The organism is Corynebacterium afermentans subsp. lipophilum (genome assembly GCF_030408375.1).
Taxonomy (GTDB): Bacteria; Actinomycetota; Actinomycetes; order Mycobacteriales; family Mycobacteriaceae; genus Corynebacterium; species Corynebacterium lipophilum.
In genome coordinates this window covers 1,892,576-1,908,420 of record NZ_CP046530.1, presented here as the reverse complement: position 1 = coordinate 1,908,420, position 15,845 = coordinate 1,892,576, and the positions used below count along the sequence as shown (strand labels likewise).

The 15,845-nt window shown below is 65.2% G+C and carries 16 protein-coding genes and 1 tRNA gene; 11 read left to right on the top strand and 6 right to left on the bottom strand.

Translation table 11 applies throughout. The annotated features are described in order from the left end of the window. Window positions 1-3 precede the first annotated feature (3 nt). From CAFEL_RS09185 to purM, 3 genes are read left to right on the top strand one after another with little or no spacing between them, the layout of a single operon-like run. Window positions 4-384, top strand: a complete 381-nt coding sequence (locus tag CAFEL_RS09185; RefSeq protein ID WP_194560730.1) for a sterol carrier family protein — start codon at window positions 4-6, stop codon at window positions 382-384. A 24-nt stretch (window positions 385-408) separates the two neighbouring features. Continuing rightward, on the top strand, window positions 409-1,917 hold the full coding sequence (gene purF / locus CAFEL_RS09180; RefSeq protein WP_194560731.1) for an amidophosphoribosyltransferase: 1,509 nt from the start codon (window positions 409-411) through the stop codon (window positions 1,915-1,917). Further along, window positions 1,918-2,985: a phosphoribosylformylglycinamidine cyclo-ligase gene (gene purM, locus CAFEL_RS09175; RefSeq protein WP_194560732.1), complete on the top strand. Its 1,068-nt coding sequence runs from the start codon at window positions 1,918-1,920 to the stop codon at window positions 2,983-2,985. A 52-nt stretch (window positions 2,986-3,037) separates the two neighbouring features. Here the strand turns inward: purM and CAFEL_RS09170 are convergent, their stop codons facing one another. Continuing rightward, window positions 3,038-3,238, bottom strand: coding sequence for a DUF3073 domain-containing protein (locus CAFEL_RS09170; protein WP_181889030.1), 201 nt, complete (start codon window positions 3,236-3,238; stop codon window positions 3,038-3,040). Window positions 3,239-3,369: 131 nt separating this feature from the next. Further along, window positions 3,370-4,422 carry a CAF17-like 4Fe-4S cluster assembly/insertion protein YgfZ gene (gene ygfZ, locus CAFEL_RS09165; protein ID WP_194560733.1) on the bottom strand — a complete coding sequence of 351 codons (1,053 nt, stop codon included), beginning with the start codon at window positions 4,420-4,422 and terminating at the stop codon, window positions 3,370-3,372. A 22-nt stretch (window positions 4,423-4,444) separates the two neighbouring features. On the opposite strand from ygfZ, the gene CAFEL_RS09160 reads away from it, so the two are divergent. After that, entirely contained in the window at window positions 4,445-5,341 is an 897-nt protein-coding gene (locus CAFEL_RS09160; protein WP_194560734.1) for an aminodeoxychorismate lyase, read from the top strand. Here CAFEL_RS09160 and CAFEL_RS09155 read toward each other — a convergent pair. Together CAFEL_RS09155 and CAFEL_RS09150 are read right to left on the bottom strand one after the other, a co-directional pair. Next, complete coding sequence (locus tag CAFEL_RS09155; RefSeq protein ID WP_194560735.1) at window positions 5,338-5,997, bottom strand: heme-binding beta-barrel domain-containing protein; 660 nt, start codon at window positions 5,995-5,997, stop codon at window positions 5,338-5,340. The two genes, CAFEL_RS09160 and CAFEL_RS09155, sit on opposite strands and share 4 nt — an antisense overlap. Further along, window positions 5,990-6,751, bottom strand: coding sequence for an LmeA family phospholipid-binding protein (locus tag CAFEL_RS09150; protein WP_194560736.1), 762 nt, complete (start codon window positions 6,749-6,751; stop codon window positions 5,990-5,992). Before CAFEL_RS09150 ends, CAFEL_RS09155 begins: the two co-directional genes overlap by 8 nt. On the opposite strand from CAFEL_RS09150, the gene mshD reads away from it, so the two are divergent. From mshD to pstB, 5 genes are all read left to right on the top strand, one after another. Then, a complete protein-coding gene (gene mshD / locus CAFEL_RS09145; RefSeq protein ID WP_194560737.1) occupies window positions 6,750-7,622 on the top strand; it encodes a mycothiol synthase in 873 nt (290 codons plus the stop codon). The two genes, CAFEL_RS09150 and mshD, sit on opposite strands and share 2 nt — an antisense overlap. Before the next feature lie 164 nt (window positions 7,623-7,786). After that, window positions 7,787-8,938: a phosphate ABC transporter substrate-binding protein PstS gene (gene pstS / locus CAFEL_RS09140; RefSeq protein ID WP_194560738.1), complete on the top strand. Its 1,152-nt coding sequence runs from the start codon at window positions 7,787-7,789 to the stop codon at window positions 8,936-8,938. A gap of 155 nt (window positions 8,939-9,093) precedes the next feature. Further along, window positions 9,094-10,164, top strand: a complete 1,071-nt coding sequence (gene pstC, locus CAFEL_RS09135; protein WP_194560739.1) for a phosphate ABC transporter permease subunit PstC — start codon at window positions 9,094-9,096, stop codon at window positions 10,162-10,164. A gap of 16 nt (window positions 10,165-10,180) precedes the next feature. Continuing rightward, window positions 10,181-11,143 carry a phosphate ABC transporter permease PstA gene (gene pstA, locus CAFEL_RS09130; protein WP_194560740.1) on the top strand — a complete coding sequence of 321 codons (963 nt, stop codon included), beginning with the start codon at window positions 10,181-10,183 and terminating at the stop codon, window positions 11,141-11,143. A gap of 37 nt (window positions 11,144-11,180) precedes the next feature. After that, a complete protein-coding gene (gene pstB / locus CAFEL_RS09125; RefSeq protein ID WP_194560741.1) occupies window positions 11,181-11,957 on the top strand; it encodes a phosphate ABC transporter ATP-binding protein PstB in 777 nt (258 codons plus the stop codon). A 67-nt stretch (window positions 11,958-12,024) separates the two neighbouring features. On the opposite strand, the gene CAFEL_RS09120 is transcribed toward pstB, so the two are convergent. Then, on the bottom strand, window positions 12,025-12,756 hold the full coding sequence (locus tag CAFEL_RS09120; protein ID WP_194560742.1) for a phosphate signaling complex PhoU family protein: 732 nt from the start codon (window positions 12,754-12,756) through the stop codon (window positions 12,025-12,027). Window positions 12,757-12,784: 28 nt separating this feature from the next. Continuing rightward, window positions 12,785-13,945 (bottom strand): tRNA dihydrouridine synthase DusB, encoded by a 1,161-nt coding sequence (dusB, locus tag CAFEL_RS09115; protein ID WP_194560743.1) that lies wholly within the window; start codon window positions 13,943-13,945, stop codon window positions 12,785-12,787. Window positions 13,946-14,134: 189 nt separating this feature from the next. Between dusB and scpC the strand changes: the two genes are divergently transcribed. Beyond that, on the top strand, window positions 14,135-15,643 hold the full coding sequence (gene scpC, locus CAFEL_RS09110) for a succinyl-CoA:acetate CoA-transferase ScpC (RefSeq protein WP_194560744.1): 1,509 nt from the start codon (window positions 14,135-14,137) through the stop codon (window positions 15,641-15,643). Window positions 15,644-15,695: 52 nt separating this feature from the next. Beyond that, a tRNA-Lys gene (locus CAFEL_RS09105) sits at window positions 15,696-15,768 on the top strand. Window positions 15,769-15,845: the final 77 nt, after the last annotated feature.

Genomic DNA, 15,845 nt, shown 5'->3' with positions numbered 1-15,845 from the left:
GTCATGGTGCAGAAACAAGACCCGACGCTGACACGTGAGGCGATCCAGCAGGTGGCTGGGTGGTTGGAAGGTGGGGAAGCGGAGCCGTCGAGAAGCGAGCTTGCAAATGCTTGCCGACGCACCGCGCGCACCCTCGCCGAGGAGCTCCCGGGCCACTCGGTGGAGCTGCGCGTGCCGCCGTTTGTGGCGGTGCAGTGCGTCGAGGGGCCGCGGCACACGCGCGGCACCCCGCCGAACGTGGTGGAGATGCGACCGGAGACGTGGCTGCGGCTGGCTACTGGGCTGACCACCTTCGGCGAGGAGCTCGAGCGGGGGACTATCGACGCCTCCGGCTCCCGCGCCGCAGAAATCGCCGCCGGCCTTCCCGTGATTGCGCTGCGCTAGGCGGACTCGGATACAGTGAGGGGCGTGTTTACGGAGAGCCCTAAACCAAGTCAGGACTTCGACATCGACAGCGACACCCCGCGCGACGAGTGCGGTGTGTTCGGCGTCTGGGCGCCGGGCGAGGACGTGGCCAAGCTGAGCTACTTCGGCTTGTTCGCGTTGCAGCACCGCGGCCAGGAAGGCGCCGGTATCGCGGTGGGAGACCCGGACAAGCTGGTGGTGTTCAAGGACACCGGTCTGGTCAGCCAGGTCTTCGACGAACCCGCGCTGGAAGCGCTGCAGGGCGATGTGGCCATCGGCCACACCCGCTACTCCACGGCCGGGGGCAACTCGTGGGAGAACGTCCAGCCGATGTTCCGCACCTCGCCCAACGGCACGGACATCGCGCTGGCGCACAACGGCAACCTGGTCAACTACCTGGAGCTGCAGAACGAGGCGATTGAGAAGAAGCTCATTTCTCCTACCGGGGTAAATGGCCAGGGCTCGTCCTCGGACACCGCGGTGGTCTCTGCGTTGCTGGCCGATCTGGTCACCGAGGGCAAGACGCTTCTCGACGCCGCACGTGAACTCCTGCCCCGCGTCAAGGGCGCATTCTGTTTCATGGTCACCGACGGGCGCACATTGTATGCCGCGCGCGACCCGCACGGCGTCCGACCGCTGTCGCTGGGCCGCCTCGACGGCGGCTGGGTGGTTGCCTCCGAGACCTGCGCGCTGGACATCGTGGGCGCCTCCTTCGTCCGCGACATCGAGCCGGGCGAGATGGTCGCCATCGACGAGACCGGCGTGCACTCCGAGCGCTTCGCCGAGACCCCGAAGGCGCACTGCGTGTTCGAGTACGTCTACGTGGCGCGCCCCGATTCTGTCATCGACGGCCAGACCGTCAACGCGTCCCGCATCGAGATCGGCCGCCGCCTGTCCAAGGTCAGCCCAGTGGAGGCGGACCTGGTCATGCCCGTGCCGGAATCCGGCACGCCAGCCGCGATCGGCTACGCGGAGGCGTCCGGCATCCCGTTCAAGCAGGGCATGATGAAAAACGCCTACGTGGGCCGCACCTTCATCCAGCCCTCCGACACCCTGCGCCAGCTGGGCCTGCGCTTGAAGCTCAACCCGGTGCGCGAAGTCATCGAGGGCAAGAAGCTCGTGGTGGTGGACGATTCCATCGTGCGCGGCAACACGCAGCGCAAACTCATCCGCATGCTGCGGGAGGCGGGCGCGGCGGAGGTGCACGTGCGCATCGCCTCGCCGCCGGTGAAGTGGCCGTGCTTCTACGGCATCGACTTCGCCAGCCCCGGCGAGCTGATTGCCAACCACGGCCGCACGGATTCGGAGGAGGCGATCGCCGAGTCCATCCGCACGATGGTCGGGGCGGATTCACTAGCGTTCGTGCCTATCGACGACATGATCGCCGCCTTGAACCAGCCCAAGGAAAACCTCTGCGCGGCCTGCTTCACTGGCCACTACCCGCTGGGCCTGCCGGAGGGCAACCCCAACGCCGACCTTGTCCGACGCATCCAGAAAGGTGCAGAAGCCTAAATGAGTACTGAACAGCAACCCGTGTCCTACGAAGCCGCCGGCGTGTCCATCGAGGCCGGCGACAAGGCCGTGGAGCTTTTCGCCCCGCACGCCAAGCGCGCCACCCGCCCGGAGGTCCGCGGCGGCCTGGGCGGGTTTGCCGGCCTGTTCGCGCTGGGCAAGTACAAAGAGCCGCTGCTGGCGGCAGGCTCCGACGGTGTGGGCACGAAGCTCGCTGTGGCGCAGGCAATGGACAAGCACGACACCATCGGCATCGACCTGGTGGCCATGTGCGTGGACGACCTAGTCGTCTGCGGCGCCGAGCCGCTGTTTCTGCAAGACTACATCGCCATCGGCAAGGTCGTGCCCGAGAAGGTCGCCGAGATCGTCTCCGGCATCGCCGAGGGCTGCGTCCAAGCCGGCTGCGCCCTGCTCGGCGGGGAGACCGCTGAGCACCCGGGCGTGATGGACCCGGACGAGTACGACGTCTCCGCCACCGCCGTCGGCGTCGTCGAGGCTTCCGAACTGCTCGGCCCGGACAAGGTCCGCGAGGGCGACGCCATCATCGCGATGGCGTCCTCCGGCCTGCACTCCAACGGCTACTCCCTGGCCCGCCACGTGCTGCTGGAGCGCGCCGGGCTGCCGTTGGACGCCGAGATGGAGGAGCTGGACCGCACTCTCGGCGAGGAGCTTTTGGAGCCGACCCGCATCTACGCCCTGGACTGCCTGGCGCTGGCCGCAGAGTGCGATGTACGCACCTTCTGCCACGTCACCGGCGGCGGCCTGGCCGGCAACATGGAGCGCATCATCCCCGAGGGCCTGGTGGCGGACATGCGCCGCACCGCCTGGACGCCGGGCCCGATCTTCCGCACCATCAAGTCCGTCGGCCAGGTGCCGGACGAGGAGATGGAAAAGACGTTCAACATGGGCGTGGGCATGGTCGCCGTGGTCAGCCCGGAGGACCGGGACCGCGCCCTGGCGATCCTGGCCGCGCGCCACATCGACGCGTGGGACCTCGGCGAGGTCCGCGCCGCGGGCGAGGGCGACACCGCCCGGGCCGTGCTGACCGGTTCGCACCCGCAGTACTAGGTAAAAGGAAAAGCACCCCGCGAGGGGTGCTTTTTCATTGAGGCTGTGGACGTTAGCGGTCGTCGTCCTCGTCGTCCCAGTCCGCGTACTCCGCGTACTGGTCGTCCACCTCAGCCTCGTCGTCGTCCCAGCTGCGTCGCGGGGCCTGGCCTGCAAGCTCTCGCTGCAGGGAATCCAGGTCCATTTCAGGAGTGTTGTACTTCAGCTGGCGAGCAACCTTGGTCTGCTTGGCTTTTGCGCGTCCGCGGCCCATGGCGTGACCCCCTTGAGGTGGTTCTTGGGCGGCCTTCTTAAGAGGCGGCCTCATACTTATTTACGATATTTTCCTGTAGGACACTATAGCTTGCGCTCAGGAAAAATGCGCTTCGGGGGTCTGAACAGCACTTATAGCTGGCTCTCAGGTCCGCGCCTCAGCTTATCGACGGCACGACGCCCCGCATGCTCACCCTCATCCTTTGGCAGCGACGATTGGTCCACCGACGCCGCCGTGCCGTCGATGTCCAGCGGGGCCTGCAACGCAGAACGCTTCACCAGCGCGAGCGCGACCGGTCCCTCGTCGGCGTCGTGCACCACGGTGCCGAGCCTGCCCACCTTGCGCCCGCCGGCGGTGATCTCCGCGCCGATTTCCGGCTCGTTCGGCGAGGAGCCGTCCAACTGCAGCTTGACCAGCAGGCGCGGGGAGCGGCCCAGGTTTTCCACGCGGGCGACGGTTTCCTGCCCGCGGTAGCACCCCTTTTCCAGGTGGACGGCGCGGATGGCCTCGCCACGGTTGATCAGGTTCGGCGCCTCGTGCGGGATGGACTTCTCATCCAGATCCGCGCGCGTTTCCGGCTCGCCGGCGGCAACGCGGTAGGCGGTAAACGCCATCAGGCCCGCGAGCGGGAACTGGTCGGCGACCTGGGAAATCTGCGGCTTCGGCACCGCGATGTCGGTGCGGCCGATCCCGCCCCAGCCGTCGAGGCGGCGGGTGAACACTTGGCCCAGGTCCGGCTCCGCCACCGGCCCCAGAATGGAGAGCACGCCCAGGTCCGGCTCCTCAATGGTCACCTCGGACCAGAACACCATCTTGCGCAGGAAGTCCACGAAGGATTCGCGCTGGTAGGAGGGCAGATCGAAGTAGTAGACACCGCCTGCTACTGCCACGTCCGCGTGGTGCAGGATCCGCCCCTGCGCGTCCAGGTCCAGGGCGGAGGCGGCGAAGCCGTCGGCCACGTCGTCCAACTTCTGCGACAGCAGGTTGTTCAGGAACGCCGGCGCGTCCGGCCCGGAGACGGCGACGACGGCGCGGTGGGAGCGGTCCACCAGCGTCGGCTCGGTAATGCGCTGCTCCACGAGGGGGTTGCCGTAGTGCCAGGGGACACCTTTGGCGTCGAGAAGCGAAGGCCCGGGCAGCTCCTGTGCGCCGGGACGTGTCAAAAGCTCCGTTGCGTAACCCATGGGCGCCTATCATAGGGGCACTATGGTTTTTCCCCAGCTAACGCCAGCGCCCGTAATCTACCTGGTGGAGCCGTTCGGCGGCTCGGTGCGGCGCCAGAACCCGAACATGCCGCACGTGTTCTGGGACGACGCGGCCGTCACGCGCGGCGACGGCATCTTCGAGTCCATCCTGGTACGTGGGGGCAAACCGCAGAACCTGGACAAGCACCTGCGACGGTTCGCGCGCTCCGCGGAACTTTTGGGCCTGCCGGAGCCGGGGCGCGAACACTGGATTCGCGCGACCGAGGAAGCCGTGGCGGACTACTGCCGGGAGCGCGGGGACGCCCCGGACATCGAGGCCAAGTGCACCTGGACCATGACCCGCGGCCGCGAAACCACCGGGGTGCCCACCGCGTGGATCACCGTGCAGCCGCTGCCGAAAAAGGTGCTGCGCCAGCGCGAACGCGGGGTGAATGTGCTGACCACCCCGCGCGGCTACGCCATCGACCTCGACGTGCCGTGGATGCGAGACGGCGCGAAAACGCTCAACTACGCGCTGACCATGGCCGCCCTGCGCTGGGCGGGCGAGCAGGGCGCGGACGACATCATCTACGTCGACCCGGAGACCGGGCGCGTCCTTGAGGGGGCGACATCGAGCGTGCTCATGGTGAAAAAGGGCGGCCGCCTGCGCACACCAGCCCCCGGGGCGGGCGTGATGGCCGGCACCACTCAGGCCGCCGTCTTCGAGCACGCCGAAAAGCTGGGCTGGAAGTGCAAGACCAAAGACATTTACCTCAACGAGCTGTTCAAGGCGGAGTCGGTCTGGCTGGTCAGCTCCACCCGCATCGCCGCGCGCGTGAAGCGCCTCGACGGCGAAAAGCTGCCCGCCCCCGACAACGCGTCGGAGATCAGGCAGCTCATCGAAGACACGATAGGCTAGCCCGCCACCCGCTTCAGCTCGGCGGACATGTAGGGCACCGACTCGCCGTCGACGACGCGCTCGTCCACCCAGCCCAAGTTGTTGTTGGGCATCAGGCCGTAGAGGCGCTTACCTGGGCCGTGGGCCGCCGGGCCGGTCTCCGTGGCGATGGTGGAGGCACTAGTGAGCTGCCATGCGCGCTCGTTGACCAGCCCGCCGTACATGATCTCCACCAAACCGCGGGAATTCGTCAGCGTCACCTCGATCTCGTCCTTGAGCGAGATGCGCCAAAAACCCACCTCGCGCTGGTCCGCGCCGGTGGCGTTGCCCTCGGAATCCAGGCGCCAGATGCGGGACTCGAAACGCAGGTAATTCTCGCCGTCGTGGGAAACAATGAGCTGCTGGCCAAAGGCGTACTCCTCGCCCTCCGGGTCGGACGGATCGTTGGCCTGGCCGGAGCCGGACCACACGCCGACGAGCGGCAGCAGGGCCAACAGGCCGTCGTGGAGCGAGGGGCCGTAACGCAGGTTCGCGGTGTCCGCTGCAAGCGGCATGTCCTCGAAACCCAGCTCCGGGATGTTGCGGTGGGCGGTGTTTTTGGACTGCTCCGCCGCGAGGTTTACAGCGTCGTTGCCGTTGAGCTTGTTGTCTTCTGGGGTGTTGTTCTGTTCAGTCATGCTTTCCCAGCGTAGACGCTCCCGCCAGCGGCTCCAGATCCGCGGGTTCCACCACGGTATTAACGCGATCGCGGGATAGTTCAAACGAACCGCCGCGCAGCTGCACCAAGTCCGCGGGCCCGCCCAGGGGCAGCTCGCGGGTGTCCAGGTCGAAGGTGAATCCGTCCAGCACGGTTTGTTCTTCGCCAGCTGCGACGTCGATGAGTTGGCTGGGGCGCATGTGGAACGTGCCGTTGACAAGCCGCAGCGTGACCACCACAGTTGCGGGCTCCCGCGCGCCGGGCACAGTCCCGGTCAGGCGCGCCTCGCTGGCCACGCCGCCGGTGGGGGAGATGTCGTAGGGGTTGGCCATGTCCAGATCGGTGATGCCCAGCAGCTCGCCGAAGCCGACGCCGTCCAGACGGATGCGGCGGCGCACCAGACGGGCATCCGCGCCGATGACCTCGCCGCGCAGTGCATCCGCAGGGTTGTCCAGCTTCAGGTTGAACATCTCTACACTCACGGTGCCCACCCCGGGGCCGGGAATGTCCGCGTCGGTGCGTTTCACGGTGACGCGGGGGACGCGGCCGGTGATGCCCGACCACACAAACGGCACGGCGCTGACCTCCGCCTCCACGCCGTCGCGCGCGAGGCAGTGCTCCACATGCGAGGCCAGCGCGGTATCCGCAAGCCCGAGGGCTGCGACGAGCGCTACCGCAACCACCGCCGCTTTCTTCACCGCGCCCTCCTTCCCGCACGTAGCCTTGGGAGCCATGACTGCAGATATCCTAAGCGTCCACCTGCCCGGCGACCGCGTGCGACCCTTGCTTGAGGCCGCCGAAGATACCGATGGCATCGCCGCCTTTTCTGAAAGCTTTGTGCAGGGGCTTGACGACGAGCGCGTGCGCCACACCCACTTCCTGGTCGAAAACGGCGGCGGCGTTGTCGCCTGCGCGGGGCTGGCGGAGGACGGCTCTGCGGAGCTGGTCGTGCACCCTGACTTCCGCCGCAAGGGGATCGGCGAAGCGTTGGCGCGCAAAGTTCGTGCGGAAAACCCCGATGCTGGCCTGTGGGCGCACGGCAACCTTGCGGGGGCTAAGGCGCTCGCGGCGAAACTGGGACTCAACGTGTCTCGAGAACTGCTGGTGATGGGGATTTCCGCCGATGACATCCCTAGTGGCGGGCCTGAGCTGCCGGGTGGGTTCGAAGCTCTGGACTACGTAGATGCGGTGGAGCGTTGGGGACGGGACGCCGTCGAGAAGCAGTGGGTCGAAGTGAACAACGACGCGTTTTCCTGGCACCCCGAGCAAGGTGGCTGGGACCTGGAGCGGCTACACCGCGCGATGGAAGCCGACTGGTTCGACCCCGCCGGTGTGCAATTGCTGTATGAGGGCGAACAGTTGGCTGGGTTCCACTGGACCAAACGCCACTCCGATGGGACGGGTGAGGTGTATGTGGTTGGGCTCGCCTCGCGGCATCGGGGGGAGGGGATGGGGGGACCGCTGATGCAGATGGGGTTGAACCACCTTGTTGCAGGGGGATCACCGCAGGTCATCCTCTATGTTGAGGCGGATAATGTTCCCGCCGTGAAGCGGTATTTGCAGCTCGGCTTCGAAGTTGATGAAAGTCACGTTGTGTACAAGTAGCCTGGCCTTAACCTGCGAAAACAGTGTGATGGACGGGAGTTCACCGGTTATTCACCTAACTGGCTACCGGCCATTAACCAGGGTTCCGTAGGTTTTCACTTGTGAGTATTCGGACAGTTGCTCCGACACTCGAAACTGACCCGTTAGCACCGGAAAGGTATCCCGTGATCCGTAACTTCAAGCGCACCGCCGCAATCGCTGGCGTCGTTGCCCTCTCTTCCGCTTCCCTCGTCGCTTGCGGCGACTCCGAGGACAACGCAGCTACCGAAGCTGTTGAGTCCGCAACCGAGGCTGTTTCCTCCGACGACAAGGACGGCAAGGACGGCGACGAGAAGTCCGGCGACTACGAACTCTCCGGCCAGGAAGGCACCCTCGTTGCTGAGGGCGCTTCCTCCCAGCAGAACGCGATGGACTACTTCGCGTCCGTCTACGCATCCGAGGTTCCGGGTGCTCAGCTGGCTTACACCCCGTCCGGCTCCGGCTCCGGCCAGAAGAACTTCATCGCCAACCAGGCTGTCTTCGCTGGCTCCGACTCCCCGCTGAAGGACGACCAGGTTGAGGCTGCTGCAGAGCGCTGCGGCGGCAACGAGGCTTGGCACCTGCCGTTCGTCATCGGCCCGGTCGCCGTCGCCTACAACCTCGAGGGCGTGGACGAGCTGAACCTGACCGTCGACAACATCGTCGAGATCTTCCAGGGCGTCATCACCACCTGGAACGACCCGAAGATCGCCGAGAACAACGAGGGCGTCGAGCTTCCGGACGCTCCGATCAACGTCTTCTACCGCTCCGACGAGTCCGGCACCTCCGACAACTTCCAGAAGTTCCTGGCTGCCGCTTCCGACGGCAAGTGGGAGTCCACCGGCAAGGCATTCCCGAACTCTGTGGGCACCGGCGCCAACGGCTCCTCCGGTGTGGCACAGGAGGTCAACGCAACCGAGGGTGCAATCACCTACGTTGAGGCTGGCTTCGCTGACAAGAAGGCCAACATCGACTTCGGTGGCGGCCCGGTCGAGCTGACCGACGAGGCTGTTGAGAAGACCCTGGACAACCTCGAGTTCAAGACCGAGGGCCACAACATGGTCGTCGACACTGACAAGCTGTTCAAGACCGACGTCGCTGGCGCATACCCGCTGGTCCTGACCACCTACGAGATCGTCTGCTCCGCAGGCTACGACGAGTCCACCTCCAACATGGTCAAGGACTTCCTCAACGTCGCACTGGACAACCAGGATGAGGAGCTCGCTTCCGAGGGCTTCATCCCGGTCAAGGGTGCACACGCTGAGCGTCTGCGTGAGGCTATCAACGCCATCAAGTAAACGCTGGCAAACCGGCCTCTGCGGTCTTAAACGCCGCGGCAGGCAGATAGACCCCCTCAGATTGCGATCTCGGGGGGTCTCTCTATGCGGAGACGCGGAGCGCGAGCCCCAATTTCCGCCGTCCACAATGATTCATCTTCGAAGGATTCGAGCATATGGCTGCTAACGATCACCTCGACCGCGGCGCAGGGCCCGCGAACACCACTGATCCTGTAATCCAGAACTCCACGGGCACCACTTTGACCAAGGAACACGAGGAAAAGGCTCCTCTGACGGGCGACTCCGGCAAAGGTTCCGGTGTGAAGCGCCCCGGCGACCGCGTCTTCGAGTTCCTCTCCACCATCTCCGCAACCCTGATCACTGTGCTGGTCGCGGCGATCGGCATCTTCCTGCTCATCCAGGCCCTCCCGCCCCTGATGCGTAACGACCGCGGCGTGCTGGGCTTCCTCACCTACGGCGGCCAGTGGCAGACGTCGAACCTGGAGGCGATGAAGTTCGGTATCCCGAACTTGTTCTTCTCCACGGTGACCATTTCCCTGATCGCGCTGATCATCGCGATGCCGATTGCGCTCGGCGTGGCGCTGTTTTTGTCCAACTACTGCCCGGAGAAGCTGGTTCGCCCGCTGGGCACCCTGGTGGACATGCTCGCCGCTGTGCCGTCGATCGTCTACGGCCTGTGGGGCGCGCAGGTGCTCGGCCCGCTGCTGGGCCACTTTTACAAGTGGGTCAACAGCTGGGGCGGCGACTTCTTCCTGTTCGCCACTTACCAGAACTCGCCGCCGTTCGCCACGGCCCGCAACATGATGACCGGTGGCATCGTCCTGGCCATCATGATTCTGCCGATCATCGCCGCAACCGCCCGCGAGATCTTCGTGCAGACCCCTCCCGGCCAGATCGAGTCTGCACTGGCGCTCGGCGCCACCCGCTGGGAAGTTATCCGCATGACCGTGATTCCGTTCGGCATGTCCGGCTTCATCGCCGGCTCCATGCTGGGTCTGGGCCGCGCACTGGGTGAAACCATGGCGCTGTACATGGCCGTTGCACCGGCGAACGACTTCCGCGGGTCCCTGTTCGACGGCGGCACCACCTTCGCCACCGCGATCGCCAACGCCGCGGCCGAGTTCAACAACCCGGTCTCCGCAGGCGCCTACATCGCAGCCGGCTTGGTGCTGTTCCTACTGACCTTCATCGTCAACTCGATCGCGCGTGCGATCGTTAACAAGTAAGGAGCGGAAAGCAGAAATGTCTACTGCAGTACCGAACAACGGCTCCTCCCAGGTAGCTACCCAAAACCCCGCTCCGGCACGCAGCTCCCGCGGCAGCGGCGAGAGCCCGTTCACGGACATCGCTTCAAGCCGCAAGACCACCAACTCCATCATGGGCGGCCTGATGTGGCTGTGCATGATCCTCGCGCTGATCCCGCTGCTCTGGCTGCTCATCACCGTGGTCTCCCGCGGCCTGGGCGCCGTGCTCGACCCGGCCTGGTGGACCCAGGACATGGTCGGCGTGCGTTCCTCCAAGGAAGGCGGCGGCGCACTCCACGCCATCGCCGGTACCCTCATGCAGACGCTGGTTGCGTCGCTGTTTTCCATCCCGATCGGCATCTTCACCGCGATCTACCTGGTGGAGTACTCCAACGGCAACAGGCTGGGCAAACTGACCACCTTCATGGTGGACATCCTCTCCGGTGTGCCCTCCATCGTTGCGGCGCTGTTCGTCTACGCCCTGTGGATCACCATCCTGGGCCAGCAGCGCTCCGGCTTCGCGGTGTCGCTTTCGCTGATCCTGCTCATGATCCCGGTTGTGGTCCGCAACACCGAGGAGATGCTGCGTGTGGTTCCGATGGACCTGCGCGAGGCCTCCTACGCACTGGGCGTGCCCAAGTGGAAAACCATCATGCGCATCGTGCTGCCGACTGCGCTGTCCGGCATCGTCACCGGTGTCATGCTCGCCATCGCGCGCGTGATGGGCGAATCCGCCCCGGTGCTGATCCTCGTCGGCTCCACCCCGACCACCAACTGGTTCAACATGTTTGACAAGCCGCAGTCCTCGCTGCCGCTGTTCATGCTGGACATGTGGAAGTCCGGTGCAACCGGCCCGGCAAACGACCGACTCTGGGGCGCGGCGCTGACGCTCGTGATCCTCGTTGTCACCCTGAACCTGCTCGCACGTTTCGTGGCGAAGCGCTACTCGGTCAAGAAGTAACCCCACCCGCGTTCCCACCCACTCAGGAGAAACCCAGATGTCTACCAAGCTCGAACTCAACGACGTCAACATCTACTACGGCGACTTCCACGCCGTGCAGAACGTCAACATGCAGATCCCGTCGCAGGCCGTGACCGCCTTCATCGGCCCGTCCGGCTGCGGCAAGTCCACCGTGCTGCGCACCCTGAACCGCATGCACGAGGTCATCCCCAACGCGTCCGTGAAGGGCGAGATCCTCCTCGACGGCCACGACATCTACGGCAAGAACGTCGACCCGGTTGCCGTGCGCAACACCATCGGCATGGTGTTCCAGAAGGCGAACCCGTTCCCGACCATGTCCATCGAGGACAACGTCGTCGCGGGCCTGCGCCTGTCCGGTGAGAAGGACAAGAAGAAGCTCAGGGAGGTCGCTGAGCAGTCCCTGCGCGGCGCGAACCTGTGGGATGAGGTCAAGGACCGCCTGGACAAGCCGGGCGGCGGCCTCTCCGGCGGTCAGCAGCAGCGTCTGTGCATCGCGCGTGCGATCGCGGTGCGCCCGGAGGTGCTGCTCATGGACGAGCCGTGCTCCGCGCTCGACCCGATTTCCACCCTGGCCGTGGAGGACCTCATCCACGAGCTGAAGAACGACTTCACCATCGTCATCGTGACCCACAACATGCAGCAGGCTGCGCGTGTGTCCGACAAGACCGCGTTCTTCTCCCTCGAGGCCACCGGTAAGCCGGGCAAACTGGTCGAGTTCAACGACACGACCACCATCTTCGAGAACCCGGAGCAGAAGGAGACCGAGGACTACATCTCCGGTCGCTTCGGCTAAAGCTCTCCGCTTTTCGACTCCCCTTACGGTGCACCACGCACCGTAAGGGGCGTCGCCCTTTTTGCGCCTATTTCTGGGTGCGGAACTTGCGCTCGATGGTGGCGAATTTCTCCATCGGGTCGTAGTCCACCTCGTCTCGCTGCTGTACGTACGTCTCAGGTTTGAGCCCGGTGATGAGGAAGACCATGCGGCGGCCCACGCTGACACAGCGGTCGGCGTAGCGTTCGTAGTAGCGCGCCAGCATAGACACGTCGACGGCTTCCCGGTTGGTGAACTGCCATTCCCGGTCGGTCACGAGGTTGCTGAGGAAGGCCTTCATGTCGTCCACGCCTTCGTCGATAGTGTGCAGCTCCACGGCGGCGTCGGCGTCAGGCTCGACCAGCAGTTTCCGCGTCGCGGCACCCATCTCGTGGACGAGGCGGGCGAGCTCTTGGATGTAGCCTTTCAGCTGCTCGGGGTAGACGGGGGAGGGGTGGCGCAGGCGGGCCAACAGCGCGATGTTCTTCGCAAGGGACCCCATGCGTTCGAAGCTCTCCACGATGTAGAGCGCGGAGATCACTTGGCGCAGGTCGTAAGCGACGGGGCTGTGCAGCGCGAGCAGGCTCATGCTGCGTTCTTCGCAGCGCTGGCTGATCTCTTTGAGCGCGTCGGTGGCTGTGAGGGCGGCCTCGGCGTCCTCTAAAGACTGCTCCAAGAGCGCGGCTGTGGCATATTCCATAACTTCGCGCACGGAGTCGGACATCTCGAGGACGTCTTCGTTGAAGGCCTGGAGATGTTCCCTGTACACAGTGCGTAGCATGGCTTCATGCTACGGGAACCGAGGGGTGTTACCCGCCGTTATTTTCAATCTCGGCGCCTTCCGGCACGGTGTCGTCCTCCGGGTCGTCCAGCCACCCCTCGGGTAGGGCAATCTTGCCGGCTGAGCCTTGGCGCCCACGGGCGTCGTCGGCGTGCTGGGCCTTCTCTTCAGAGTCTGCGATGGGGGCGAGGCGCTCTTTCAGCTCTGCTAAGGAGCTGACCTGGGCTAGCGACTTGCGGAATTCGCCGCCCACGGGGAAGCCGCGCAGGTACCAGCCGGTGTGTTTGCGGATGTCGCGGCAGGCGTGTTCCTCGCCGTCGTGGGCGGCCAGCAGCTCCGCGTGGCGGTAGATGATGCTTGCAACCTGCCCCAAGGTGGGCTCCGGCGGGATGTCCTCGCCGCGCAGCTGCGCGCCGAGTTGGGCGAACAGCCACGGCCGTCCCAGGCACCCGCGGCCGACTTCCACGCCGTGGCAGCCGGTTTGTTCCATCATCTTCGCCGCGTCGTCGGCGGCGAAGATGTCGCCGTTGCCGATAACGGGCACGCCGGTGCCGTCCATGTGCTCGACCAGGCGGCCGATCTCGTCCCAGTGCGCCACGCCCGAGTAGCGCTCGGCGCCGGTGCGGGCGTGCAGCGCCACGGCGGCCGCGCCGGCGTCGGCGGCGATCCTTCCGGCGTCGAGATGCGTGTGGTGCTCGTCGTCGATGCCGACGCGGAACTTCACCGTGATCGGGATGCCGGAGCCTTCGGCGGCGCGCACTGCTGCGTCGACAATGTTGCCGTAGAGGCGGCGCTTGTACGGTATAGCGCAGCCGCCGCCCTTGCGGGTGACCTTGGGCACGGGGCAGCCGAAGTTCATGTCCACGTGGTCGGCGATGTTTTCATCCACGATCATGCGCACCGCCTCGTAGGTGAACTTCGGGTCCACGGTGTACAGCTGCATCGACCGCGGGGTCTCCACGTCGGCGAAGGTGGTCATGTGCAGGGTTTTCTTGTTGCGGGCCACCATGGCGCGCGCCGTGATCATCTCGCAGACATACAAGCCGGAGGAGGTGCCGGTGAGCTCTTCCTCGATCTCGCGGCACAGCACGCGAAACGGCATGTTTGTCACCCCGGCCATCGGCGCGAGGATGACGGGGGAGCTCAGATCAATGCCGCCGATTGTCAGGGCGGGGGCAACTGCAGTCATAGTGCGGCCCATTCTTCCTGTGCAGCATGTGTCCCGTCCAATCGTCGGGTTTACGCCCGTTCGGGGGTACGGTCCCGTCGATAAGCAGTTGCTTTACGACGCACTCCGCCCGAATTCTGGCAGTGGGGCGTACGTCACAATATTGTGGGGAATGTTATCTACCCGCACGAAACGATTTGAGGGAGCATCATGAGCGACCGCATTGCAAGCGCCAAGCTGCGCGACAAGGTCATGTCCGCCGAAGAGGCCGTCCAGTTTGTCAACCACGGCGACAAGGTCGGCACCTCCGGCTTCACCGGCGCCGGCTACCCCAAGGCCCTGCCGGCCGCGATTGCGGAGAAGGCGAAGGCTGCCCACGAGAAGGGCCAGGACTTCTCCATCGACATGTACACCGGCGCCTCCACGGCCCCGGAGTGCGACGGTGTGCTGGCAGAGGCCGGTGCGCTGCGCTACCGCATGCCGTACCAGTCCGACCCGACCATGCGTAAAAAGATCAACGCCGGCGAGATGAAGTTCCAGGACATCCACCTGTCGCATTCCGGCATGATGGTTGAGCAGGGCTTCTTCGGCGAGGTGGACTTGGCCATCGTCGAGGCAGTGCGCATCACCGAAGAGGGCAACATCGTCCCGTCTTCCTCGGTGGGCAACTCCGTGGAGTTCCTCAACGCCGCGAAGAAGATCATCATCGAGGTCAACGAGTGGCAGTCCGAGGAGCTCGAGGGTATGCACGACATCTGGACCGTGCCGCCGCTGCCGAACCGCATCCCGATCCCGATCACCAAGTGCGGCGACCGCATCGGCACCACCTACATCGAGATCGACCCGGAGAAGGTCGTCGCCGTCGTTAAGACCAACGACCCGGACCGCAACGCCCCGTTCAAGGCGCCGGACGAAATCTCCGAGCAGATCGCCGGCAACTTCCTGGACTTCTTGGAAAACGAGGTCAAAGCCGGCCGCCTGGCCTACGACGGCTACGTCATGCAGTCCGGCGTGGGCAACGTCCCCAACGCTGTGATGGCGGGCCTGATGGACTCCAAGTTTGAGAACATCCAGGCCTACACCGAGGTGATCCAGGACGGCATGGTCGACCTCATCGACGCTGGCAAGATGACCGTGGCGTCCGCGACCTCGTTCTCCCTGTCGCCGGAGTACGCGGAGAAGATGAACAACGAGGCGTCGCGCTACCGCGAGTCCATCATCCTGCGCCCGCAGTCCATCTCCAACCACCCGGAGGTTATCCGCCGCACCGGCCTGATCGCGTCCAACGGCATGATCGAGGCGGACATTTACGGCAACGCCAACTCCACCCACATCAACGGCTCCCGCCTGATGAACGCCCTGGGCGGCTCCGGCGACTTCACCCGAAACGCCTACATCTCCTCCTTCATCTCCCCGTCGGTGGCGAAGGGCGGTGCTATCTCCGCCATCGTCCCGTTCGCGTCCCACATCGACCACAATGAGCACGACGCCATGGTTTTCATCACCGAGTACGGCGTGGCCGACCTGCGCGGCCTGGCCCCGCGCGACCGCGTGGCCAAGATGATCTCCATCGCCCACCCGTCGTACCGCCCGCTGCTGGAGGAGTACGTCGAGCTCGCTTCCAAGTGCAAGTACCAGGCAACCCCGCACGACCTGCGCCACGCCTTCGACTTCCACCTGCGCATGGAAGAGACCGGCACCATGATGAAGCAGGACTAAGCCAGCCCCGATTTCCGGGCTAATGGGCCCACGGGCTACCATTAGCCCTCGCGGGCCTTTAGCTCAGTTGGTAGAGCTACGGACTTTTAATCCGCAGGTCGTGGGTTCGATCCCCACAGGGCCCACCGCATGCCTCGGCCGTATTCGGCCGGGGCATTTTGCGTATCAGCGCCCCCGGCGACTGGGCTGAACTGCTAGGTTT